Origin of the sequence: Flavobacterium sp. LS1R10, from assembly GCF_003968825.1 — a bacterium.
Taxonomy (GTDB): Bacteria; Bacteroidota; Bacteroidia; order Flavobacteriales; family Flavobacteriaceae; genus Flavobacterium.
Genome location: NZ_RYDH01000007.1, coordinates 17,177 through 43,025, shown reverse-complemented (window position 1 = coordinate 43,025; position 25,849 = coordinate 17,177). Strand labels below are relative to the sequence as shown.

The window sequence follows — 25,849 nt, the reverse complement described above, 5'->3', positions numbered from 1 at the left end:
AGGTGAAAATTCTCGACAAATACTTATTAAAAACATTCCTGACTACATTTACCACAGTATTTGTAATTCTTTTTTTTATATTTATACTTCAAACCGTTTGGTTATTCATAGCTGAATTAGCAGGAAAGGATTTAGATTTACTCATGATCATAAAATTCCTAGCATTTTCAATGCCTAGGATTGTGCCTTTAGTACTTCCCCTTTCGATATTACTGTCTTCCATAATGACATTTGGTAATTTAGCAGAAAATTATGAATTTGCGGCAATGAAATCTTCTGGAATTTCTTTGCAAAGAGCCATGAGAAGCTTAACGGTATTTATAATTTTATTAAGTATAGTAGCTTTTCTGTTTTCTAATAATGTGATTCCTTATGCGGAGTATAAATTTATCAATTTCAGAAAAAATATTGCACAAGTAAAACCAGCCTTGGCAATAGCTGAAGGACAATTTAGTGATGTTGGTTTTTATAACATTAAGGTAAATAAAAAAACAGGTGACAACGGAAACATCCTTACAGGTGTGACTATTCATAAAAAATCAAACGTTGGTGACGGGAGTAAAACAGTTATTAAAGCCCGAGATGGCGAATTAATAAGTAGTGAACAATCTAGCATTTTACAATTAGTGTTAAATGATGGCTTTTACTACGAAGACATAGTTCCAGAAAAATATGAGGATCGCAGTAAAATGCCTTTTATCAAAAGTTCGTTTAAAAAACATATTATCAACATTGATTTATCAGAACTTAATAATGTAGATGTCAATGACGAAAGCGTTGCGAATACTAATACTATGCTTACTGTCAATGAATTAAGCTATACATTGGATTCGTTAAATAAAAATTTAAAAAATGATATTATTTCATTTTCGGAAAATAGCAATGCACGAATACGGATTCCTGGCAATACTAAACGAAAGGAGTTCAAAATAGAAAACTCCTTTCCTGAAGATATTTTATCCTTGTACACTAAAGAGCAACAAATAGAAATTTTAAGAATAGCGACAAGTACTATTAGTAGTACCGTGTATTCAATTGATACCTCTAAAACCGAATTAGAAAATAAACAAAAAAATATCAATAAACACTTACTTGCTTTTTATGATAAGTTTGTAATTGTATTTGCATGTTTTCTAATGTTTTTTATAGGTGCCCCTTTGGGAGCAATTATTAGAAAAGGAGGATTGGGACTACCTATAGTTTTTGCAATTTTAATTTTCATAACCTTTCACTTCATAAACTCTTTTGGCAAAAGAATTGCTCAGGAAAATGAAATGTCACCTTTTTTAGGTGCCTGGTTGTCCTCGATACTATTATCCCCTTTAGCAATTATACTAACTTATAGAGCTACAAATGATATTGGATTGATAAATGTGGATGTTATTCTGGCTCCATTTCAAAAAATATTAAAAAAAATATTTCCATCACAAAATTAACAGTACAAATGACTACAAATAATATACAACTCAACACAATTGAAGAAGGGATAGAAGCTATTCGTCAAGGAAAAATTATTATCGTAGTTGATGATGAAGATCGTGAAAATGAAGGTGATTTTTTAGCAGCAGCCGAGAAAGTAACACCCGAAATGATTAATTTCATGGCCACACACGGCCGAGGACTCATTTGCGCACCATTAACAGAAAGCCGCTGTAAGGAGCTAGGCCTACATGTAATGGTAAGCAATAATACCGACCCAATGGAAACTGCTTTCACTGTTTCGGTTGATTTAAGAGGAAACGGAGTGACCACTGGAATATCAGCAGCAGATAGAGCAAAAACAGTTTTATCTTTAGCCAATTCTGATACCAAACCACATGATTTAGCAAGACCCGGGCACATCTTCCCATTGATTGCCAAACAAGGAGGCGTACTAAGAAGAACTGGTCATACGGAAGCCGCAATTGATTTTGCCAGATTAGCGGGTTTTAAATCTGCAGGTGTGATTGTAGAGATTATGAACGAAGATGGGACTATGGCTCGATTGCCTCAATTGGTAAAAGTAGCTAAGAAATTCGATCTAAAATTAGTTTCCATTGAAGCTCTTGTGGCTTATAGAATGCAGCACGACAGCCTAATTATTAAGAAAGATGATTTTGATATACAAACTCGTTTTGGTACCTTTCGTTTAAGAGCATACCAACAAACGACCAACAAACAAATCCATATTGCATTGACAAAAGGGACTTGGAATTTAGGGGAACCAATTTTAACAAGAATACACTCTTCGCAAGTCAATAATGATCTGTTAGGAACTTTGACTGATAATGCAGACCAGCAACTTGATGCCATGTTTAAAGTGATTAACGAACAAGGTAAGGGAGCTGTTGTGTTTATCAATCAAGATATGCAATCTGTTAATTTATTGAATCGTATTGGAGAGCTTAAAATTTTACAGGCTGAAGGAGAAATAAAAGCCCCAAAAATTAAAATTGACAGTAAAGACTTTGGAATCGGAGCGCAGATACTTCATGATATAGATATTTCAAAAATCCGATTAGTATCCAATACAGAGCCAGGAAAACGAGTAGGAATGATAGGTTACGGACTAGAAATAACAGAATACGTCAGTTATTAAAAAAACAATAATTTATTTATTCAAATAAATTAAATGCTAAAGTAAAGAAAATGAAACAATTAAAAATAAGTACATCTAATAGACCTTTTTTTAAAAAAAATAGATTTGTATAACCAAAAAAGATTCTTATATTTGCACTCGCAATCAGATAATGAAAGCAATTTACTGGAGAAATGGCAGAGCGGTCGAATGCGGCAGTCTTGAAAACTGTTGACTGTAACAGGTCCGGGGGTTCGAATCCCTCTTTCTCCGCCAGTAGAAAAACAAATGGTATCAAAACCCCGTAAATCTTATGATTTACGGGGTTTTTGCTTTTACGACATATTCAAATTATTCATCTAATCTCATCTTTTAAGAGGCAAAATCGAGACCCTACAATAATTCAAAAATCAGGGTCTCGCTAAATCAACTTGAAAATTTCAAACAACCTGTTCAATGGCTAGTTTATCACTAGTCCACTATTTAAACATCTTGTTTGATATCCTTTAGAAATCTAAATTGAATACTAATTAAAAGGTTACCACTATGAAAACTAAAATCACATTACACTTCTATGCGAAGAGCACAAAAGCTAATGCTGCAGGTCAACTTCCTATCTATGTAAGATTAACTGTAGATGGAAATCGAATGGAGTTCAGTACCAAAAAATTTATAGATTCTACTAAATGGTCACCTGAGCTGTCAAAAATGAAAGGCAATACCGAGAATGCTCGTTCATTAAATGAATACCTTGATTTACTGAAATCAAAAATATTCGACATCCAAATGGAATTAATACACAGCAACGAACTCCTCACAATTGAAGTTTTTAAAAATAGACTTCTCGGCATTAAAGAACAGCAACATATGCTCGTCCCTATATTCGAAGAACACAACCGGAAAGTAGAAGAGCTTTTGGGACTTGAATACGCACCAGGAACACTAGAGCGATATAAAACCTCACTCAAGCACACCAAAGACTTCTTGCAGTGGAAATATAACATTTCCGATATCGAAATCAATAAAATAGACCATTCTTTCATAACAGAGTATGAATTCTATTTGAGAAGTGTTCGTAAATGCGCCAACAACACGGCAGTTAAATACATTAAGAACTTCAAGAAAATAATCAAAATCTGTATTTCAAATGGATGGATAGATAAGGATCCATTTGCAAACTATAAATCAAAAATTCGTGAAGTCGAAAGAGATTACCTAACGCAAGAAGAAGTTCAGGACATCTATTCTAAAGTATTTGCAACCGAAAGATTAAACCAGGTAAAAGATATTTTCGTTTTCAGCTGCTTTACTGGCTTGGCTTATATAGATGTCAAAAACTTAACGGTATCAAACATCAGTATGGGTATCGATGGCGGGAAATGGATATTCACCCATCGACAAAAAACAGAGACAGCTTCTCGCATTCCCCTCCTCCCGATTCCGGAAGAATTAATCCTGAAATATGCCAATCACCCACAATGCATAAATGAAGATAAACTATTACCGGTTTTAAGCAACCAAAAAATGAATAGCTACTTGAAGGAAATAGCGGACGTTTGCGGCATTAAAAAAGATTTAACCTTCCACATTGCTCGACATACTTTTGCAACGACTGTAACCCTTACAAATGGCGTTCCCATAGAAAGTGTGAGTAAAATGCTTGGTCATAAAAACATAAGAACGACGCAACACTACGCTAAAATATTAGATAAAAAAGTGAGTGAAGATATGATGATTTTAAGGAACAAAATGTTAAACTGCAACAATTATAAAATTATCAATAAGACCAATTAGAAGCTCTATTATTTATAAAAAAAATAAAATATTAGCATAAAACTCGAAGACATGAAATATAACCTCAGAACAAATTATAAGAAAACAGATCATGAAATAATGCTACGTCAGGAATGCGCAATTCTTGCGAAATGATATGGCAGACTTACAATATATGTAGTTTTTATGAATTAGCTAATTGGTTCGGCAAGGAAAGTGTAGATTGTCTTTTGGCTGATAGAGAGTTTGTCGGGGGAAAATGGTTAGCGTTTTTAAACCAAAACAACATTTGGTATTACATCAGAATCAGAAATAATTTCAAAATTTATTCGTACCAAAAACAGGAAGAGATTAAGGCTTTTTGGTTGTTCAATAATTTGAAAACAGGCAATTTTTATCATTATCCGAAAACGCTATCTTTCAGGGAGTAAAACCATTGACCGAAACGGAAAAATGGAGTTTTTAATTATTGTTTCATTCAATAAACCCGAACAAACAATGGTTTATTATAAATAAAGTGGCAGGTTCAAACTCTTTTTAGAGGATTAAAAAGTAGTGGCTTTAATATAAAAATACACATGTGGCCGATTTAGAAAGGCAGTCAAAATAATTAATTCTGTTTTTTTAGCATTTTATTCGGATGTTCGGGATAGTATATTTCTTTCTTTCAACATAATTCTTGCTAATATTAACTTCAATTGGAATATTATCTTTTATGAAAAAAATTTCCGCGTCAAAAAATAGTATATCGAAAACAGAGACCGATAAAACTTCTGCAATTTGAACAACTCTCGAAATTGTTAAATCAATTTCACCTCGTTCAATTTTTCCATAGCCACTAGTACTCATTTCTAATTCTGCAGCAACAAAATCACGTGTTAAGTTTTTCAGTTCTCTTATTTTTTTAATATTAATATGCCTACGAAAGTACCTCACCATTCCTTTATTAGATTCCCACTCAATCGAACATCTTCAAAATCTTTTCCTCTTAAATAATCTATTATTTTTTTGTGTTTTCATCTTCACCTTCAATTTTGAATTTCACTTCATTTTAATATTATTTAAATTTTTGTCATTAATTATACTCATAAGGCTTTTGGATGAATTGATTAAACTGAGATTAATAATAGGATATCCAAAGTTTCCCTTCTAAATAGTATGTGTTTTAGCGTTTATCTTATTCTATTTCTTCTTTTTTGTGTACATTTGGACACCTAGTTATATCGATTTCGGTATGTTTTATTTTAGATATATGTTTTTAAGCATATTCCCTTTTGAATATTTGTGCTACTCATATTCAAAAAAAATCTTTTTATTCTAAAGTAAATATTATCATTATAAATTAAAAAAAAGATTTGCCAAATTGAAAATAAGAAAGATAGTTGTTGGTTTTATTTTTATGGGATTTATTGCCTGTAACAAGAAAGAGGAATCAGCATCTTTGGACGATTCAAAAAAAGTTAGTCCATTAATAGCAAGATCAAAAACTGACACTATCAATTTGTCCTTACTAGATTCTTCTAGGAGAGGTGATTTAAAATATTCTCTAGAGCAACTTGATAATACTAAGGGACTTTCCAATAGCTCTGTGAATACTATTTTTCAAGATTCTGAAAATTTACTTTGGGTTGGGACTTGGGATGGGTTAAACCGATATGACGGGACTAATTTCAAAATTTTCAGACCCGAAATTAATAAAGAAAATAGCCTTAGTAATCAGGTCATTCTTAAAGTAGACGAAGATGATTTGGGTAGGATCTGGATCTTGACAATGCACGGAATTAATCAATATAACAAAAAAACGGATCGTTTTGAACGTTATTATTTTTCCAGAAAGAATAGCCCTCCATTATCGGAATCAGAATTCAATATGGCACTTGATCCATCCAAAAAAGTCTTTTGTGCCGTAAAAGACTGGGGAATTGGTTATTTCGACGGTACGGCTTTTCAATTATTAAGTTCTAAAAATCTTCCTAGAAAATCCGTTAAAAAAATGGAATTTACATCTAAGGGCGATTTGATCGTATTGTTTGAAGATCAAGAACTTTATTCCTTGTCTATTGAGAATGCCAAAGCAAACGGAAAAATAATTTCAAAAACAGCCTTGATTTCTGTCAATATTAGAACGTTTGAAATAATGTCTAATCAGAAAATAGTTGTTATTCCGACCTCAGGGAAAGTTATATTACATTCCATGTCGGATAAAAAAAACAAGGAAATTCCAGTACAAAATATAGAAAACAGTATTGGTCATGTGCCTGAGGGTCTTGTTTTATCTAGCCATTCGGGTTATCGTATTATTGATAGTTTGGGAAATGTCTTCACTAAACCCTGGTTGAAATATCTCAAGAATCAAAAAGTGACTGCTTTGATTCAAGGGAGTGAAAATGTGATTTGGACCGGTACTGATGGGGATGGAATTTTTAAAATGTATCCGCTTAAAAAACCATTCAATCTAATTTCAAAAACACAAATTCCTGAACTGGATGGTGGTATTGTGAGGGCATTTTTAGAAATAAAGGGAAATTCATTTTGGGTAGGAACAAAAGGAAAAGGACTGTTTCGATTGGCTCCTAATTTTTATCAAAATCCGGATAAAACGTTAGAATATAAAAATTTTAACGAAAACAATAGCCTTATTAATAATGCGGTGTTTTCTTTATGCAAAGGACAAGATGGGCTTGTTTTTATAGGAACCGATGGAAATGGAATTACTGTTTACGACTTGGCAAAATCAAAATTAGTCAGTTGGTCAGAAATTCTGGGAAAGGAACAATGCCACTATTTCAAATCTGTTTATGCCATTTATCAGGATAAAAAAGGATTCATTTGGCTTGGAACGAATGGTTATGGGATGATTCGTTGCAAAATTGAGCGTTCTGGAGAAAACCTGAAAGTAAGTCAGTTTAAGATATACCAAGCTGATAATAAAGAAAAAAATGCTTTAAGCAGTAATATTATTTACTCCATAGTACCCGAGAAGGAGAACCAACTTTGGATAGGAACCCGATTGGGAGGTTTGAATCTTTTTGACAAAATAACAGAAAAATTTCAAACTTACAAAAACATAAAAGGTGATCCAAAAAGCCTATCCAATAATGATATATTGAGTTTGAAAAAAGATGGAGAAAATAGGCTTTGGATAGGAACCAGTTTTGGTTTAAATCTTTTAGATCATTTAGGAAGCGATGGCAGGGCTATTTTTAAAAGTTATACTACCAATCAAGGTCTCCCAAATAACACCATTCATGGGATTGTTTCGGATTCGAAATCTAATCTATGGTTAAGTACTAATTTTGGACTGTCCAACTTTGTTCTAGAAGAATCAAAGTTTATCAATTACACTAAAAATGAAGGCTTGCAAAACAATGAATTTGCTGATGGAGCATTTTACCAAGATCCAAAATCAGATTTTATTTTTATGGGAGGAATAAAAGGGTTTAATTATTTTCTTCCTCAAAATATAAAAGAATCCTCTGTAATTCCTGATATTTTAATTGATAAAATTAGTGGACAAAACCAAGCAGTTCCCTATTATCAGGGATTGGTTATTTCGCCTGATTCGGATACACATCCGTCTATTGTTTTAGATCATAATCAAAACTTTTTTGATATTGAGTTGGCCGCATTAACTTATATTAACAGTGAAAAATGCCAATATGCCTACCAACTGAAAAAATTTGATAAGGAATGGAATACAATCAATAACCGAAGAATTATTTCCTTTACGAATGTTCCCAGAGGGAATTATTCCCTGTGGATAAAGTGGTCTAATAGTGACGGTGTTTGGAGTGATCCGGTTCATGCAATTGACATCCGAATTAAACCCGTTCTCTGGCAATCGAATCTTGCCTTTGTAATTTATACTGTATTGGCTGTGCTTTTCATCTTGTTTGTACTCAGTTATTACAAGAAACGCCAATCTTTGAGCCAAAATATTCTTTTTAGAAAACGGGAAGAAGAGCTACATGAAAACCGCCTTACCTTTTTTACTAATATAGCCCATGAGTTTCAAACGCCTTTGACCTTGATTGTAGGTCCCATACAAAAGTTGTCTGAAACGACAAATTTGAGTGAAAAGAATCAGAAGTTTATTCAGATGATTCAGAGAAACACTTCAAGATTACTGTTCTTAACACAGCAATTACTCGAATTTAGAAAAGCCGAATATGATTATTTAGAAGTAAGTGTAAAAGAGTTTGATCTGGTGAATTTAGTAGAACAAATTGCGGAACTATTTGATGAATGGGCGCTCAGTAAAAATATTAATTACCATCTGGATATTCCGTCTGAATTGTTGGCTTGGTTTGACAAAGATAAAATTGAGAAAATAGTGTTTAACCTGATGTCAAATGCATTTAAATATACCCCAGTTAATGGTAAAATTGACCTTAAATTTCATATTGAGGACGGGGATCCAAAACGACTAAATATCACGATAGTTAATACAGGAAAAGGAATTTCGCAAGAAAAATTAGATTCTTTATTTGATCGATTTTTTCTTTCTGACACAAATAAAGGAACCGATAATGATCTGTTTAGAACCGGTATTGGGCTCGCTTATATTAAAAAACTTGTTACCGTCTTGAGAGGCGAAATTATTGTTTCAAGCATTGCAAATGAAAAAACAATCTTTACGATTCTATTACCTTGCAGCAAAGAAGTATTTAGTGAAAAAGAATTGGATACAGAGTTAAGCCCTATTTTGATTTCTCACCATCTCAAAAATATTCTGGAAGAAAATCCTAAGATATCGGATACTATAAACCCTAAAATAGCATCTCTTACAATTCTGGAAGACCATCGTAAAACAATATTAATTGTTGAAGATGAAAAAGACATTCATCTCTTTTTGAATGAATTACTAGGAGAAAAGTATAGAATTATTGTCTCCTATAATGGCTTAGAAGCGTTGAATATTCTTGAAATTCAAATTCCGGATCTTATTATTAGCGATATAATGATGCCTTTTATGGATGGCGTAGCACTTTGTGAAAAAGTAAAAAAAGAAATTAAGACTTGTCATATTCCATTTATCATGCTTACTGCCAAAGATTCGGTTTTACAACGAATTGAAGGAATTGAAAGCGGTGCTAATTCTTATATTCCAAAACCCTTTCATCCAGATCATCTTTTAATCCGAATTCAAAAACTGCTGGAAGAAAAAGAACAAATACATAAATATTTTACTCAGGATACTCTTATCGAGAACCTCACAAATCTTCCCATAGAAAAGGAAGAAAAAGACTTTGTGAAAAAGGTAATTGAGTTAATTCGAAAAAATATTGACAATGAGAATCTTCAAAGTTTATTCATCGAAAAAGAATTAGGTATTAGCAGTTCTCAATTATATCGAAAAATAAAACAGATTTTTGGTTTTACACCAGGAGATTTAATTCGGACAATACGCTTAAAACATGCTGCAGAACTTTTGCGTAAAAATGTATTGACGGTTTCGGAAGTATGCTACCAATCAGGTTTTAATAATCGTTCCTATTTTTACAGGGAGTTTAAAAAAATGTATGATAGCACTCCAAAAAACTATCAATTTAAGTACAAAGCTAAGTACTAATTATTATTTTAAACATCTGTAAATCAATGCGTTTTTGATTCGTGTACACTTTTGATGAAATAGTGTACATAATTCTATGTGTCCTCCTGCTAATTTTATAAAATGATTTATGAATTATAAACCAAAAAACCATTAATGCATTTAATTAACCTAATTTTTATGAACATGAAAAAAAATATTCTAGTTAATAATCAATTTAATACTTTCTTATCATGAAAAAAAGTACTGTTTATACTTTGTTTTTACTTTGGACCATATTATCAGGGAGTGCATTGTATGCCCAAACCATAAAAGGGATTGTATCAGATAAAAATGGTCCCATACCACAAGTAAATGTAATCGTTAAAGGAACAACAACAGGAACGGTAACTGATATTGATGGTAGTTTTACCATTTCTACAGTGAATTCTAACGCTATCCTTGTCATTAGTTATCTTGGCTATCTAAGCCAAGAAGTACCTGTATCAGGAAGAACAGATTTAATTATTACCCTAAAAGAAGACTTGAATTCTTTAAATGAAGTAATTATAGTTGGGTACAATAGCCAAAAAAAGGCATCCATAAGTAGTGCCGTTTCTATGGTAGATATGGAGAGCCTTTCAAAAACAAAAGTACCCGATGTGGCACAAGCTTTACAAGGACAAATAGCTGGTGTTTTTGTAGCTGCAAATACGGGAGCTCCTGGTGATGGTATTAAAATTCGAATAAGAGGAGAAGGAACATTAGGAAATAACGATGTTTTATATGTTGTTGACGGCGTTTCTACTCGCGATATTTCTTTTCTTAATCAATCGGATGTGAAATCGATGACGGTATTGAAGGATGCCGCCGCAGGAGCAGTCTATGGTTCAAGAGCTGCTGGAGGAGTGGTGGTTATTACAACCAAAAGCGGACAAAAAGGGAAATCAACAATTAGTGCCGATTATTACTCGGGACTTCATTTTGCAACGAATCTCCCTAAAATGTTAAATACAGATCAATACTTAACGGTAAAAGATCAGGCTTGGCATAATACTATAGGGAATTCTTCCTCGGCAATTAGCCCTTATGTAGCAGACAGAAGCAGAAGTGATTTAGCCAATACAAATTGGCAGGATGAATTGTTTACAACTGGGATTTCAAAAAATTTCCAAGCTTCAATTAGTGGAGGTTCTGAAAATTTGCAATACTTAATTTCAGGAGGTTATTTTGGAATGGATGGAATTGTAGTAGAAAACCATGATAAATACCAGCGTGTAAATTTTAGAGCAAATATTAATGCGAATGTTTCAGATCGGTTTAATGTGGGAACTAATCTCCAGATTAGCCATGCAAAACAAGACAAATTATCTTCCAGTGGAGATGCACCGGGTATCATTCGCCATGCTTTATTGCGTTCGCCAATATTAGGGGTTTATAAAGACATTAATGATCCCACCTATTCTGCAAGCAATCCATATACGGATTTACCTTTCTATACGGGACCTGATAATGGATGGAGTCAAAATTATGAATTTACTTCAAACCCAATTGCTATAGTCCATTTTACAGATGACAAAAGAAATACGTTTCAAACATTTGGAAATGTATATGGAGAATATGCTTTCTTAAAAGATAATTCTTTAAAATTTAAAAGTAATGTGGGTGTTGATATTCAATTTACCCATAACAAAAATTTCGCTCAAAATTTTGGAGATGCTAATATCAGTGATGTCAATAATACTTATTATGGTCTGGGAAGAAATAATAGACCTAATGTACTAGATGAAAATAGAGGTCAAGGTATGACATTCACTTTTACGAACACTTTAAACTATGTAAAAACAATTAATGAAAAGCACAGCGTCAATTTATTGTTAGGTCAGGAAAGCATTACTAGCGATGCTGCTGCAATAGGCGGTAGCAGACAAAATTTTGATAACACTTCTGACTCTTTCAGATATCTTGATTATGGTGGTCAAGGTGTTTTAGATGCCGATGGGAATGTAATAAGAGCCTTTCCATATAGTTCTGGTTCAGCGAGCAATTGGGCTCTTTTATCTTATTTTGCTTCGGGTACTTATGGATTTAATAACAAATACTTTGCAACTGCTACCATGAGAGCTGATGCCTCTTCCAGATTTGGAGCCAATAATAAATGGGGCTATTTTCCATCTGTTTCTGGTGGGTGGATAGTATCAAAAGAAAATTTTATGTCTAAAATAGATTGGATTTCTAACTTAAAATTAAGAGCCAGTTGGGGGCAATCAGGCAATCAGGAAATACCGAATAATGCTTTTGAAACTCTAGTTTCAACAACAGGCGGAATAGTCAACATCATTCGATACGGGAATCCTGATCTTAAATGGGAAACTACAACTCAAACTAACTTTGGATTGGATTTGAGTATCCTTAAAAATAAACTTTCATTGTCAACGGATTACTTTGAAAAAAACACAACTGATATTCTATTATCGGTAAACTTGCCAGCGGTTTCTGTTGGTGTAATTGAAAGTACAATTGTAAATGCAGGGGCTGTAAGTAATAAAGGATTTGAACTTGGTTTAAATTTTCAGGATAATGATCATGCTTTTAAATATAATATAAATGCAAATGTTGCCACATTAACTAATAGGGTGAATAAACTTCAAACTTATGTGAAGAATATTATTGATGATGGGACCCATACAAAAACGGAAGTTGGACAAGCCATTAGTTCCTATTATGGTCTTGTATTTGACGGCATTTATCAAAACGATACTGAAATAAATACTACTTTATTTTCAAACTCAAATAATACACAGCCCGGGGACATTAAGTTCAAGGATTTAAATGGAGATGGTCAGATTAATGCTGATGATAGAGCTATTATAGGAAATCCTATTCCAAAAATGACCTATGGTTTTTCATTTTCGGGAGAATACAAAAATTTTGATATTTCATTCTTATTACAAGGGGTAGAAGGAGTGGATCGTTACAACGATTTGAAGCAAATTTTAAATTACGATAGTCGTCCATTCAACTCTATGGTTTCGGTGCTGGATAGCTGGCATGGTGAAGGGACCAGTAATACAACACCACGAGTTACTTTCAATAATAATGGAGGAGGAAATGTTTCCAGTGTTTTTGTTGAAGATGCTTCTTACCTTAGATTAAAAAATATTGAAATAGGATATACGTTTGATAGTAAGGTTGTTGGAGTTAAAAATTTACGTATTTATGCTTCAAGTCAAAACCTTTTCACAATTACAAAATACACAGGATTAGATCCAGAATCAACTTCATTGATTGATAAAGGAACCTACCCTCAATCAAAAGCATTTATTTTGGGACTTCAAGTTCAACTTTAATTCAACTTTTAAAATATTAAATTATGAAAAAAATATTTATAGCATCAATCTTTATGAGCTTATTGTTTGCAGTTAGCTGCCAAGATGAGCTTACTACTGATCCCATAGGAGCAACAACTTTGAAGCAGGCAAATACTACTCCAACTCTTACTTCGGTAGAGCTTTCGGTAAACTCATCCTACTACTTACTTTCAAATAGTTTAAATCTTTTGGCACAATGGGATTGGAATGGAGGGCTTGTTTTTCAAAATGATTATGTAATGCAGGACATTGCTTCTGACGATATGGAAAAAAAATGGAATCCTGACGGAGATCAGCCTTGGATGGATGATATCAATAATTATACTTTTACTTCTACTAATGGCGGACCAAACGGATTATGGAAATATGATTATGAAGGAATCAAAAGAACTAATATTGCTATTGGTTTCTTAACAAGATCTGACATTGAGTCTGTTACGGGTATCACTTCTGAAAGAAAGAATCAACTCTTGGGAGAAGCTTATTTTTTAAGATCCTATTATTATTTTTCATTGGTGACTAATTTTGGTGACGTGCCATTAATTTTGGCTCCTGTTCAAACCTATCAAGAAGCTTTTACGAATGCCATTCGAGCTGACAAAGCATTAGTCTGGGGCAGTATTAAAGCCGATTTAGTATTGGCAAAAGGGCTTTTGCCAAATTCAAAATACAGCTCAACTACTGAAAAATGGAGAGTCTCAAAGGGAGCCGTAATCGCTCTTCAGGCCAAAGCAGCAATGTATACACAAAACTGGGCAGAAGTAATCACTCTTGTAAACGAATTGACTCCGCTTGGATATAGCCTGAATGCTAATTATTTTGATAGTTTTAGCACCGAGTTTACAGATTTGGAGGTTATTTTTGCGTTTAATCATCAAGGAGTGCAGACTCCCAGAAAAGGAAATGGAATTTGTGCACCATTAGATTGGGGATTCTTTGCTCCCAGTACAGACTTTCTTAATTCCTTTGAGGTTAATGATCCCCGAAAATTATATACTGTAAATACTACAAATCGCAATGTAAATAAAATGTTAGGAAGCTTAGATGGAACGAATAAAGGCAATGATGAAGCACCTAATAATAAAATTTACATGCGTATGGCCGATGCTTTACTTTGGAAAGCAGAGGCGCTTAACGAAACGGGTGATTATTCTGGGGCGATTGCTATAATTAACCAAATAAGAGCCAGAGCCAGAACTACGGTAAATGCACTTGGTTTAGTTCCGCCAAGCGGCACATTATTAGACAGAGCTAATTCTTCTGACAAAGCAGTTGTCAAAGGCTGGTTGATTTCAGAAAGAAGAGCCGAACTCGGGTTTGAAAATCAAAGAATGCTGGATTTAAAAAGATGGGGAATTGCGAAAGCAGTTATGACCGCTCATGGGAAAAATTTTCAAGACCGACATATGTTGTATCCAATCCCTCAATCAGAAATTGATGCCTCTGCAGGTCTTTTGATACAAAATCCTGGATATTAGACAATAAAGTTTGGTTAGCGAATTAGTTAGTTAGTTAGTTAGTACCATTGAGAAGTAGTAGTTAAATACTAAAAATTACTGCTTCTTTTTTTAAACAAATTATGAAATAACTCTTTATTCGGAATCAGAGAATCAATATAATCCAGCATTAAAAAATAAAAACATGATAAAAAGCAAAATAGTTTTTTTTATTGCTCTGGCGACTTTTCAATTAGGATATGCACAAAAAGCCGCAGAACAAATTTCAATTCGTTTGGTTGATGCAATGCCTAATATGCCGACGCCCTACAAGATGAAGGATTGGAAAAAAGTAACAGCGCAACAAGATTCGCTTTTATATGATTTTAATGCTAAGGGACCACTTCTGCCATTAATTTGGTGGGATGATAATAAAGTAAATGTACCCATTCGTTCTTTCGGGATTCCAAGTTATGTTGGTGCTTCAAGAAATATGAATAAACAGTCTAGCTATGAATCATTACCCGTAATTGGTTCTGTTTTGGGTGCGTCATTGGTAGGAATTGATAAAAGTAATTACAACGGAATTGATTTTGTATCAATGTGTCGACAATTTTATAATACTAAAAACGGAGAAAATTTAGTTATGAATTCTGTTGACAGAAAAACAGGTGAAACCTTTTGGTATGATATTTTTCCAGGAATGGCGTTCAATATGCTCGTGGACCAATATCCTAAAAAAAAGGAAATCGCTGACATCATGAAATTGAATGCCGATAAGTGGATTGTCTGTATAAATAGATTATCCAAAGAAAAAAAATATCCTGATTTTAATTTCACTGCTTTCGATTTTAAAACTAACAAGGGAGTTTATAACGGTGTTTGGCATGAGCCAGATGCAGCTGCGGGTTTAGCATGGCTTGAATTTACCGCTTGGAAAAAATGGGGAGATGCTTCCTATCTTCAAGCGAGTAAATCCTGTATGGATTATTTACAAAACCGACCAGAAAAAGAAGGTGCTTATTATGAGATCATGATGCCTTATGGTGCATACATGGCAGTACGAATGAATGCTGAATTAGGAACAAAATACGACGAAATAAAACTATTGAATTGGTGTTTTGACGGGCAAAACTCCGACCGTAATGGATGGGGTGTAATGGCTGAAAAATGGGGGCAATATGATGTTGATGGTTTAGTGGGGCAAAAAAAAGAGGAACAATATGCTTTCGCAATGAACACCTTTTCGCAAGCGGCAGCATTGGTTCCAATTGTAAAATATAATCCTTCTTATTCTAAAACCATTGGAAAATGGATTTTGAATTTATCAAATTCCAGTCGACTTTTCTATAGCGATGAACATCCAAAAAACAGACAAACCAGTGCCGTATGGCAGGGAGATCCAAACCATGTGATTTGCTATGAGGGTCTTCGCAAAGATTTAGATCATGGCAATGGTTTTGAAGTTTATAAAGATGTATTGGCAAATGAAGGTCCTTATGCTTTGGGTGATCAGATGAAACAATATTCCTCAGCTACCGATTTGTGTCCTTATGGATCAGCTTGGGTTGGAATGTTGGCCTCAATTGTTGACACGACAAATGTGGAAGGAATTCTGAAAATAAACTGTAATGCAACCGATTTCTTTTCTTCAAGAGCATTGCCTACGTTTTTGTTTTACAACCCTTATAAAGAAATAAAAAATGTATCCTTTAATGTAGGGAACAGTTCCGTAAATATTTATGATAGTGTATCAAAAAAATATATTGGACGAAAGGTTATTGGAAATTTTAATTTCAAATTAAATGCAAATACAGCTATGACACTCATATTAGTGCCATCAGAAATAAAAACATCCATGAAAAATAAAACACTTATCGCAGGAACAAATATCATCGATTACCATTATTAATTTTGAAGTACACTATTTAAATTAAAAACACAATTACACTATAAAAAATGATCGATATCGCAAAACGTTTTACACAAAATCCCTTATTATCACCGGCAGCTCTTCCTCCTAGTAGAGAGGGTCTAGAAATTACCTGCTTGCTTAATCCTGGAGTATTTCAATTTGAAGGAAAAACGTGGCTTTTGGTTAGAGTTGCTGAAAGACCCAAACAAAAAGAAAATATCATTTCGTTTCCAATACTAACGGAAACAGGGGCGATTCAAATTATTGAAATCCCAACAAATGATCCTGAATTAGACGCCAGTGATGCTAGAGTCATTAATTATAAAGGGGTTGATTATTTGACGACACTATCGCATCTTCGATTAGTATGTAGTGAGGATGGAATCGAATTTCATGAACCAGAAAATTATCCTCCTTTGGTTGGCGAAGGTATGTTGGAGACTTTTGGAATTGAAGATTGTCGTGTCGCTTTATTGGACGGAAAGTATTATTTGACCTTTACGTCTGTTTCTCCAAATGGTGTTGGCGTTGGTTTACGCACTACCACCGATTGGAAAAATTTTGAATCGCATGGAATGATGTTGCCTCCGCATAATAAAGATTGTGCCATCTTTGATGCGAAAATTAATGGTTTGTATTACGCCTTACACCGTCCAAGCAGTGTGGATATTGGTGGGAACTATATTTGGATTACGTCCTCTCCTGATGGTTTGCACTGGGGAAATCACCAGTGTATTATTAAAACCAGAGCCGGGTTGTGGGATAGTAAAAGAGTGGGTGCAGGTGCTGCCCCTATAAAAACAGAAAAAGGTTGGTTGTCTATTTATCATGGGGCTAACGCCTCGCATCAATATTGTTTGGGTGCCTTTTTAATGGATTTAGAAGACCCTACTAAAGTAATTGCACGAACAGAAGGTCCTATAATGGTTCCAACAACAAGTTATGAATTGAGTGGTTTTTTTGGAAACGTAGTTTTTACTAACGGACATATTGTGCAGTCAGACGGAGATACTATCACTATTTATTATGGTGCTTCCGATGAGTTTGTTTGTGGTGCAGAATTTTCGATCAAAGACATTTATTCACTTTTAAAATTTAACTAATGTTCCAGAAACTAAAAACCGAAATTGGTCATTTTAAAAGTCAGACGCACAATTTTCAAATATTAGTACTTACAAATCTGGTGTATGCCATCGTTTTACCAGTAATAGATATTTTTGTGGCTGCTTATGTAATGCGAAGTTCCAATGATCCCGTTAAGGTGGTTATTTATCAACTGACAATTTATGCAGGGATTCCACTCACTTTTTTACTAAATGGTTATTTATTAAAACACTTCAACATTAGAAAACTATATTCAGCTGGAATGATGCTCAGTGGTGTTTCTATGATGATTATGATGTCCTTGAAGACCCTTGATTTAGTAGGAATAGGATTTGCTGGAATTACTATGGGATTGTCTTTTGGTTTTTATTGGTCTAACCGAGATTATTTGGCATTGGCCATAACTAATGATACAAACCGAAATTATTATTATGGTTTGGAAACTTTTTTTTACACGATTATTGCTGTTGTCATTCCGATTACTATAGGTTGGTTTATTGAATCTAGCGGGGATACCGCACAAATTCATACTGCTTATTTAATCATTACCGGAATTGTGTTTTTAGTAACTGTCATTGCCTCTATAGTTTGTTTTAGGGGGACGTTCCAAAATCCAATACAGAAAAAATATGTGTTTTTTAAATTTCACCAACTCTGGTATAAGTTGTTGTCATTATCCTTATTGAAAGGTTTGGTACAGGGTTTTCTTGTAACAGCCCCCGCCATGTTAATCATGTTATTGATAGGAAAAGAAGGAGCATTGGGTACAGCACAATCCATTGGAGCCATAATTGCAGCCGTAATTATGTATGTTATAGGAAGAATTGCAAAACCTTCAGACCGAATTAAGATATTTACAGCAGGACTCGTTTTGTTTGCTTTAGGAGCAGTGGTCAATGGATTATTATTCAATCAAACGGGTGTTATTATTTTTATTTTATTATTATTGATTGCAAAACCGCTGATGGATTTGGCCTATTTTCCAATCCAATTTAAGGTAATCGATATTGTTTCAAAAATTGAAAAAAGAGGAGAATTTGCTTATATTTTGAATCATGAGGCAGGATTATTTGCAGGTCGCTTTTTGGGAGCAGGTACTTTTTTGGTTTTGGCCTATACTATCTCAACCGAAATTGCCTTACGATATGCAATTGTAATTGTAGCGGTATTGCAGTTGAGTTCTATTTTTGTCGCCAAAAAAATTATTGCAGAAGGAAATTTACTTTCTCCAGATGAACCTGAAATTGATAGTAAAGTTATGAAGGAAGTTGCAGAGAAAATTGTTTAAATACAGAATCAAAAAATAAATTTTTATTTATAATTAAATCAAACAAATAATGAATACTATTTTCAAAATCACTTTGACAAGTCTATTTTTTATCCTTTGCGTACTAAGTGGTTCAGCACAAATAAAGCAAAAAAATATTGCTCGTGTAGATCAAATGCCCAACTTGCCGAAACCATTTCAAATAATAGATTATAAGAAAATGGCGGTCCGTTTTGACAGTACCGTATATGATTTCAACGCTAAAGGTAAATATTGGCCATTGGTATGGATTGACAAGAGCCAAAATAATTTTCCTCAAGATGTTGTTGGTTTGTACACTGCTGTTGGCGATGTAAGACAAGGGCCTTCTAATAATAAAGGAATGTTTCACGAATCGTTGGCTACTATGGGAGCTACTTTAGGTGCTAGTTTAGTAGGTATTGATAAAAGCAATCAAGAGAATCGGAATCATGTCAGTATGATGAAAAATTATTTTAATACTGAAACGGGTTGGGACATTATGATGAATAATACTAGTCCAGAGGTTGCTTTGTTAGGAGGAGGTTATGGGAGAGACTGGTGGTATGATATTTATCCAAATCTGTTGTTTTATGCTGTTTATGATCAATATCCGAACGAGCCTGGTTTTGATGTTATTGCGAGAAGTATTGCTGAAAAATTCTTCAAAGCTGATTCGATATTGAATGGGAATTATAATTATTCTTATTTTGATTACGGTAAAATGAAACCAATGAATAATAACATCTGTGCCCAACCCGATGCAGCTGCTGGACATGCCTGGGTATTGTATTCTGCTTATAAAAAGTTTGGAGATCCAAGATATTTAAAAGGAGCCAAAAGTGCCTTATCTGCACTACAATCTCAATCTATAAATCCAACCTATGAATTATTAATGCCTTTTGGTGCTTATTTGTCCGCCCGAATAAATGCTGAAGAGGGGGAAGATTACGACACTGCTAAGATGTTGGAGTGGACTTTCGATGGAACCGCCATTTGCCGGGAAGGTTGGGGCGTATTAGTAGGCAATTGGAATGGATTTGATATTTCAGGAACAGTGGGAAGTACGGTGGATCACGGAGGATATGGTTTTTTGATGAATACCTATGATATGGCTTGGCCAATGGTTCCAATGGTTCGTTACAATCAATCGTATGCCACGGCAATTGGTAAATGGATGTTGAATGCCGCGAATGCTTCTCGATTTTTCTATCCGCAATACATGCCTGATGAACATGAAACGATTCCACAATTGGCAGAGGTTACTAAAGGAGTTATCGGATATGAAGGTATCATTCAACAATCCAGTTATAAAGCGTATGAAAATTTAAAAGGGCCTGTTGCGCAAGGAGATGGTCCACTATGGGTAGCGGGTGAAAATCCTCAAGAATCTCAATTTAGTGTTTATGGAAGCGGACATGTGGGTATTTTTGGAAGTATTATTCGAGCAACAAATGTGAGTGGAATTCTACAATTAAATTTATTGGCTACCGATTTTTTTAAAGACAAAGCCTATCCTTCTTTTTTATATTACAATCCTCATAGCAATACTAAAAAAGTTATTATACAAACAGAGCAGGGAAAAAAAGTAGATTTATATAATACAGTATCCGGACGTTTTGTTGCTCGAAAGGTTTCTTCGTTGGCCAAAATAAAGATTGCCCCAGAAAGTGCTGCAGTTATTATTTGTGTCCCTTCAGGCGGAGCAATTACGTATGAAGGTTCTAAGATGTTGGTTGACGGAATTGTTGTAGATTATAATTTTCAACAAAAAAAATAAAATTTTGATAGGAAGTTTTGAATTATGACGCTCTTTTTACGGGCACCACTTTTACTAAAATTTGAATACCTAATTATGAAAAACTGTAACTATTTATATTTCAAGGTAAGTAAACTTCAAAGAGCTGATTTAAAACTGTATTATAAAAGCGAGTAAATAACTACTATAGCTTCGAGGTCAGAAGACCTCGAAGAGCTGGTATTATTGAAAAAATCATAATAACTTTTTCTATCTTAAGCCTACGGCATTTTAAACTCGAGAAACACCAACATATCTCTCAATTTAAAAAAGTTGTTGATAATTTTAATTGCTTTACATAGGAGCATAGCTGTTAGTGGTAGTAGTATTTATTCTTCCAGATTATTCTTCGGTTTGTTTTTGGCCAAGTTTGATATTACAATTGTAATTAGTAACGAAAATATTAAGCCTAAAATCCACTTATTTAAATCCACAACGGTTTCAACTTTATCCTTTATTAATTCAATTTGTAACTCGTTTTCTTTTTTGATATTTTCAATATCTTTATTCAAAAGTGGAATTGTTAATGACTTCTCAGGATTTTCGATAATAATATTATTCAATGTCTCAATCTTCTTTTCCAAATCTTGAATTCGCTCTTCACTTGGTGACGAAATGGAAATAGTTGAATCTTTTGTTCTCAGCCTATTCTCTAACTCAGATATACGCTCCTGAAGTTGTATATTTTGATTTTCTATTTTTAACTTTTGAGTGTCATTTTTTATAAAAAGAGTTTCGAGAAAGTAATACGAAATGACTGTTATTCCTAGAATAGAAATTAGAGTTGAAAAGAAATTGAAGACTTTTTGAAACTTTCTTTTTTTAGTTTCCTCACCAAATTTTTTTTGTAGGTCATTAAATTCCTGTTTGTTCATATGAATTTCTTTTTAGATATAAGTTCTGAAATATTAGCGCTAACGTTCTGGTTTGGAGTAATTGTTCATTTGCTAATAGGAATGGGCACGGAATGCAATTCCGCGCGAACGGGTTAACGTTGTAATTATTTTGTCGAAAGATGATTCTATCATAATGATGTTCAGGAATTAAATGCTTTTACCATCAATTCTTGTTCTCCTCTTGAAATACCTATTTCACTAGCAATGTTTTTCCAATTGCTTGTTGCTTGGAGTACTTCTTGTATGATGGTTTCCATTTGTTCTTTGTTTAGGCGGAAATATTCTCCAACACTTTTTGCTAATTCGAAATCGAGGTCGTTATTATCGGTATCGATATTTAAAGCCAAACCATCCTTTTCAATTGAGGGGTTTAGGTCATAGGCTGGTGACAATATCCAACCTTCTTTGGTCAGGATAAAGCCGTGGTTTCTTAAATGGTCATCTGTGTTTGAAATAGCTATGTTAAATACTATTCTGCGCCATAATTGGTATAAGTTAGCTACTATATTTGTTCCATGATTACTAATAAATTCGGCTATGTCTAAATAGCTTGCCGGATTGTGCCGGATTGTATCTTCATTGTTTCCAGTCATGGTCATTGCGGATGCAAAGTGTATTCTTTCTCCGTTTACCCTGTCGAAGCGTTTTGTGAAAAATGTATGGTAGTTCCCCATTATTTTTTCGATACGACATGGTGCCATTTCTATACCCGCATTTATTGCCAATTTATAGGATAGGAATTCCCAGGCACCTTTGTCTGTGGTGTCGGTTTTGGATGGGAATTTGGCAATCCACAGGCTTTTATCATTGTCTAAGATATTGGCTTTTGGTCTAGCTCCTCCGAGTGAAGAACCTGGTGCCATCAACACAGATAGCCATTTTTTTACCTCATCATTGTCATCGTCATTTTCAAAATTAGCAGCTGCATTTTGTAGTTCGCGAATGGATGACCAAGGCGGTGTTGAAGCTGTTTTGTTGTTGTCTAAGAAATCTCCTTCCGGATTTATTTTGAAGCGTAATGCTCCCATACGACTTTCATCGTAAACACCTAACAGAAAATCAATATCATAGAGTGTTGGTGCTTTTTCTCCTTCTTCTTTTGCCCATTGCGCCGCTCTCCGCTTCATCAGTGTTCTTCCCCAAGTGTCGGGCATACTGTCCAAAAAGATTCCGAAGTTTTCTTTTTTGTTTGGGTATTGTGGTCCACCATATAATTGAATGTCCGGGTCTAACAGGAATTTTTGTTCTGATTTTATCCAGTCTTTATTGTATTCAAAGCTGAATGCTTTTTTGCCTTTAGCTTGTTGTGCTGATAAGATGCCAATTATCTTGGGTTCAGGTAAACCCTTCCAATGTGCATATACGTATATTTCAGTTTTTATAGACATCTTATATTGTTAAATTGAGATTATACCAGACTGCCACTGGCAGTCCTCCTCTTAAAATCAAATATTGCAAATGTGCGTAAACGTATATGTCGGTTTTGTTAGTTGCCATTTTATATTATTAATTTACCACCCCGCCCTTTGGGCACCCCTCCAAAGGAGGGGAATTTTAGTGCGAGTTAAGTAGAGTGGTTTTATTTTAGAAGTTCGAGGTCTTGGAGTTTTCTTCCGAGTTCATCGTCTGAAGCTAGTTTTAGGAAATCGTCCTGAAGGCCTAATACTCTGAGTACATTGAAATAAGCACCCATTGCCACACTTGTGTTTCCTAACTCGATTAGGTGTAATGTGGATCTTGAAATGTCGGCTCTCTCCGCGACCTGTATCATAGTGAGTTTTCTTCTTTTACGCGCCATTTTTATGTTTTCTCCCATTTGCTCCAATATCTTGTCATACTTTGGGAATACGGTCTGTTTTTTCGTTGCCATTTTTTAAAATGTTTGTTATTCTGAACAAAAATAGCCTTTATGTTTTAAATAGCAAACATTTGTTTTTTATTTCTTATTTGTTATGATAATAAAGTAATGACAAAGAGTGGCTTTATATTCATCCGAAAGAAGTGTTACTGTTTAAAAAGATACCGCTACAGTTTGGGATAGCTTGAAATAAGTATATAAAATATAATAGTTATTTGTTTACTATTACTTTCAGGTTAATGTCTCCGACTTCCTTTAAATAATTTTCGGTTACCCCAAGTAATGTTAAGATACTTTGAGATGTATTCGTTATGGATAAGCTCGGTTGAACTATAAAAACTTCAAAATTCATTGGTTTACTATTCTTAGCTATTGTCAATAATCTTTCTAAATCAGGTTTAGTTCCTTTTTCTAAACGACTTCTTTCCTCACCACTTCTTGTTTTTATTAGTCTACGTAAAAGATGTTCAAAGAATTCCTTTCCTTTTTTATGTTTCCAATGAATAGATTTTTGTGCTTGACCACATACTTCATAAAAGTTGTCTACACGAGTATTCACTAAACCGTCTTTGGCAAATTTCAGATGATAAAATTATATCAAAAAAATTATAATAAAAGACAGATTATAAGACTTGAACTCCTACATTAAAAAGGCGCAATTCGTAAAATAGCGCCTTTTCTGGATTTATGACTATCCGTTACTAATTCCATTGCGTTTTATTTTGTCATTTCGACGAAGGAGAAATCACATCAGTTGCTCTCGTTATGTGATTTCTCCCTTTGGTCGAAATGACAAAAGAGCTAAATTTCATTTGTAAAATGTAGTTTGGATAAAGTAACGGACAACCATATTTAGATTTAAATTAAAACTTTACAATTAAAAACTGAAAAAATATTTTAATTTTATTTTTTTTGTAATTTTGACGTAAACCAAATCCCAACTTATCAAAACACAAATACCCAATGACCTCCTTAAAAATTTTCTTAATTGAAGACGATCCTTTTTTTGGAGAAGCTTTAAAATACCATTTGAAGCTAAATCCTGATTTTGATATACATCTTTTTAAAACCGGAAAAGAGTGTATCAGTAATTTATATCTAAAGCCAGATATTATATGTTTAGATTTTGGTTTACCTGACATTACAGGGGATAAACTGCTAAAAAAGATTCAGGAAACAAATAACAAAATCCCAATTATTATCATAAGCGGTCAAGATGATATTGAGGTTGCTGTCGACTTTTTAAAATCGGGTGCCAAAGATTACATTGTTAAAAGCGAACACACAAAAGGCTTGCTTTGGAATGCAATCATTAAAATTAGAGAAAATCTTCTATTAGTAAACGAAGTAGAAGAATTAAAAGAACAATTAGAACAAAAATACAGTTTCGAAAAAACGATAATTGGGCAAAGTGATGCCATAAAAAAAATTTTTAATAAAGTAAATAAAGCTATTAATACGAATATCAATGTCTCAATAACTGGAAAAACCGGAACAGGAAAAGAAGTTGTTGCCAAAGCTATTCACTATAATTCAGAAAGGAAAAATAAGCCATTTATCGCCATAAATATGGCTGCAATACCTAAAGAATTAATGGAAAGTGAATTTTTTGGTCACGAAGCAGGAGCTTTTACGGGAGCCAATACCAGAAATATTGGAAAATTTGAACAAGCGAACGGAGGAACAATCTTTCTGGATGAAATTGCCGAATTAGATTTGAATCTTCAAAGTAAATTACTAAGAGTTTTGCAAGAAAGAGAAGTGGTTCGTTTAGGCGGAACTACTAAAATAAAATTTGATGCTCGATTGATAATTGCTACCCACAAAGATTTGGCTCAAGAAGTAAAAAATGGAACTTTTAGAGAAGATTTATATTATAGAATTATTGGTTTACCCATAGAGTTGCCACCACTAAGAGAACGAGGAAATGACACGTTGTTATTAGCCAAATATTTTATTGACTTATTTACAAAAGACAATAAGATGAAACCTATATTCTTATCAAAAGAAGCTAAAGATACACTACTAAGATACCCCTTTCCCGGAAACATTCGAGAATTAAAAGCGGTTATCGATTTAGCGTGTGTAATGTGTGAAAACAACAAGATTTTGCCGGATGACCTTACTTTCAACAGTATCCATAACACCGATTTTTTCCTATCTGTAGAAAAAACTTTAAAAGAATATACTGCCGAAATTATAGCTCATTATTTAAAAAAAAACAATAATGATGTGTTAAAAACAGCAAAAAAGCTAGCTATTGGAAAATCAACCATTTATAATTTAATTCAATCTTCTGAGAATGCCAAATAAACGTAATCATTCA

The 25,849-nt window shown here is 33.8% G+C and carries 16 protein-coding genes and 1 tRNA gene; 12 read left to right on the top strand and 5 right to left on the bottom strand.

All coding sequences use genetic code 11. The features are described 5' to 3' along the window. Positions 1-2: 2 nt before the first annotated feature. The 4 genes from EKL96_RS12090 to EKL96_RS12075 all read left to right on the top strand — a co-directional run bounded on the left by EKL96_RS12090 (position 3) and on the right by EKL96_RS12075 (position 4,351). On the top strand, positions 3-1,436 hold the full coding sequence (locus EKL96_RS12090) for an LptF/LptG family permease (protein WP_126462751.1): 1,434 nt from the start codon (positions 3-5) through the stop codon (positions 1,434-1,436). An 8-nt stretch (positions 1,437-1,444) separates the two neighbouring features. Beyond that, a complete protein-coding gene (gene ribB, locus EKL96_RS12085) occupies positions 1,445-2,578 on the top strand; it encodes a 3,4-dihydroxy-2-butanone-4-phosphate synthase (RefSeq protein WP_126462748.1) in 1,134 nt (377 codons plus the stop codon). Between the two features lie 167 nt (positions 2,579-2,745). Next, positions 2,746-2,833, top strand: a tRNA-Ser gene (locus tag EKL96_RS12080). A 270-nt stretch (positions 2,834-3,103) separates the two neighbouring features. Next, positions 3,104-4,351, top strand: a complete 1,248-nt coding sequence (locus EKL96_RS12075) for a site-specific integrase (protein ID WP_126462745.1) — start codon at positions 3,104-3,106, stop codon at positions 4,349-4,351. Between the two features lie 603 nt (positions 4,352-4,954). Here the strand turns inward: EKL96_RS12075 and EKL96_RS14710 are convergent. Continuing rightward, positions 4,955-5,269, bottom strand: a complete 315-nt coding sequence (locus tag EKL96_RS14710; protein WP_126462742.1) for a helix-turn-helix domain-containing protein — start codon at positions 5,267-5,269, stop codon at positions 4,955-4,957. A 424-nt stretch (positions 5,270-5,693) separates the two neighbouring features. On the opposite strand from EKL96_RS14710, the gene EKL96_RS12065 reads away from it, so the two are divergent. The 7 genes from EKL96_RS12065 to EKL96_RS12035 all read left to right on the top strand — a co-directional run bounded on the left by EKL96_RS12065 (position 5,694) and on the right by EKL96_RS12035 (position 20,751). Continuing rightward, the gene (locus EKL96_RS12065; RefSeq protein WP_126462739.1) at positions 5,694-9,902 is read left to right on the top strand and encodes a two-component regulator propeller domain-containing protein; all 4,209 of its coding nucleotides are present in this window, start codon (positions 5,694-5,696) and stop codon (positions 9,900-9,902) included. A 212-nt stretch (positions 9,903-10,114) separates the two neighbouring features. After that, a complete protein-coding gene (locus EKL96_RS12060) occupies positions 10,115-13,210 on the top strand; it encodes a SusC/RagA family TonB-linked outer membrane protein (RefSeq protein WP_126462735.1) in 3,096 nt (1,031 codons plus the stop codon). Between the two features lie 23 nt (positions 13,211-13,233). Further along, positions 13,234-14,709 carry a RagB/SusD family nutrient uptake outer membrane protein gene (locus EKL96_RS12055; protein WP_126462732.1) on the top strand — a complete coding sequence of 492 codons (1,476 nt, stop codon included), beginning with the start codon at positions 13,234-13,236 and terminating at the stop codon, positions 14,707-14,709. A 163-nt stretch (positions 14,710-14,872) separates the two neighbouring features. Further along, complete coding sequence (locus tag EKL96_RS12050; protein ID WP_126462729.1) at positions 14,873-16,579, top strand: hypothetical protein; 1,707 nt, start codon at positions 14,873-14,875, stop codon at positions 16,577-16,579. Positions 16,580-16,626: 47 nt separating this feature from the next. Then, a complete protein-coding gene (locus tag EKL96_RS12045) occupies positions 16,627-17,685 on the top strand; it encodes a glycoside hydrolase family 130 protein (RefSeq protein WP_126462726.1) in 1,059 nt (352 codons plus the stop codon). Continuing rightward, a complete protein-coding gene (locus EKL96_RS12040) occupies positions 17,685-18,974 on the top strand; it encodes an MFS transporter (protein ID WP_126462724.1) in 1,290 nt (429 codons plus the stop codon). The genes EKL96_RS12045 and EKL96_RS12040 overlap by 1 nt, the downstream gene beginning before the upstream one ends. A gap of 49 nt (positions 18,975-19,023) precedes the next feature. Next, positions 19,024-20,751 (top strand): hypothetical protein, encoded by a 1,728-nt coding sequence (locus EKL96_RS12035; protein WP_126462722.1) that lies wholly within the window; start codon positions 19,024-19,026, stop codon positions 20,749-20,751. Between the two features lie 347 nt (positions 20,752-21,098). Here the strand turns inward: EKL96_RS12035 and EKL96_RS12030 are convergent, their stop codons facing one another. From EKL96_RS12030 to EKL96_RS12015, 4 genes are all read right to left on the bottom strand, one after another. Continuing rightward, positions 21,099-21,644: a hypothetical protein gene (locus EKL96_RS12030; RefSeq protein WP_126462719.1), complete on the bottom strand. Its 546-nt coding sequence runs from the start codon at positions 21,642-21,644 to the stop codon at positions 21,099-21,101. A 161-nt stretch (positions 21,645-21,805) separates the two neighbouring features. Further along, the gene (locus tag EKL96_RS12025) at positions 21,806-23,053 is read right to left on the bottom strand and encodes a type II toxin-antitoxin system HipA family toxin (RefSeq protein WP_126462716.1); all 1,248 of its coding nucleotides are present in this window, start codon (positions 23,051-23,053) and stop codon (positions 21,806-21,808) included. A 191-nt stretch (positions 23,054-23,244) separates the two neighbouring features. Further along, positions 23,245-23,535: a helix-turn-helix domain-containing protein gene (locus tag EKL96_RS12020; protein WP_126462714.1), complete on the bottom strand. Its 291-nt coding sequence runs from the start codon at positions 23,533-23,535 to the stop codon at positions 23,245-23,247. Between the two features lie 199 nt (positions 23,536-23,734). Beyond that, entirely contained in the window at positions 23,735-24,082 is a 348-nt protein-coding gene (locus tag EKL96_RS12015; protein WP_126462711.1) for a hypothetical protein, read from the bottom strand. A gap of 404 nt (positions 24,083-24,486) precedes the next feature. On the opposite strand from EKL96_RS12015, the gene EKL96_RS12010 reads away from it, so the two are divergent. Then, entirely contained in the window at positions 24,487-25,836 is a 1,350-nt protein-coding gene (locus tag EKL96_RS12010; protein ID WP_126462709.1) for a sigma-54-dependent transcriptional regulator, read from the top strand. Positions 25,837-25,849 lie beyond the last annotated feature (13 nt).

What these genes read in the sequence shown, in the direction of transcription:
- EKL96_RS12075 (WP_126462745.1), top strand. Translation starts at nt 3,104, where the DNA reads ATGAAAACTAAAATCACATTACACTTCTATGCGAAGAGCACAAAAGCT.
- EKL96_RS12050 (WP_126462729.1), top strand. Translation starts at nt 14,873, where the DNA reads ATGATAAAAAGCAAAATAGTTTTTTTTATTGCTCTGGCGACTTTTCAA.
- EKL96_RS12010 (WP_126462709.1), top strand. Translation starts at nt 24,487, where the DNA reads ATGACCTCCTTAAAAATTTTCTTAATTGAAGACGATCCTTTTTTTGGA.
- EKL96_RS12040 (WP_126462724.1), top strand. Translation starts at nt 17,685, where the DNA reads ATGTTCCAGAAACTAAAAACCGAAATTGGTCATTTTAAAAGTCAGACG.
- EKL96_RS12035 (WP_126462722.1), top strand. Translation starts at nt 19,024, where the DNA reads ATGAATACTATTTTCAAAATCACTTTGACAAGTCTATTTTTTATCCTT.
- EKL96_RS12045 (WP_126462726.1), top strand. Translation starts at nt 16,627, where the DNA reads ATGATCGATATCGCAAAACGTTTTACACAAAATCCCTTATTATCACCG.
- EKL96_RS12055 (WP_126462732.1), top strand. Translation starts at nt 13,234, where the DNA reads ATGAAAAAAATATTTATAGCATCAATCTTTATGAGCTTATTGTTTGCA.
- EKL96_RS14710 (WP_126462742.1), bottom strand. Translation starts at nt 5,269, where the DNA reads ATGGTGAGGTACTTTCGTAGGCATATTAATATTAAAAAAATAAGAGAA.
- ribB (WP_126462748.1), top strand. Translation starts at nt 1,445, where the DNA reads ATGACTACAAATAATATACAACTCAACACAATTGAAGAAGGGATAGAA.
- EKL96_RS12030 (WP_126462719.1), bottom strand. Translation starts at nt 21,644, where the DNA reads ATGAACAAACAGGAATTTAATGACCTACAAAAAAAATTTGGTGAGGAA.
- EKL96_RS12020 (WP_126462714.1), bottom strand. Translation starts at nt 23,535, where the DNA reads ATGGCAACGAAAAAACAGACCGTATTCCCAAAGTATGACAAGATATTG.
- EKL96_RS12025 (WP_126462716.1), bottom strand. Translation starts at nt 23,053, where the DNA reads ATGTCTATAAAAACTGAAATATACGTATATGCACATTGGAAGGGTTTA.
- EKL96_RS12060 (WP_126462735.1), top strand. Translation starts at nt 10,115, where the DNA reads ATGAAAAAAAGTACTGTTTATACTTTGTTTTTACTTTGGACCATATTA.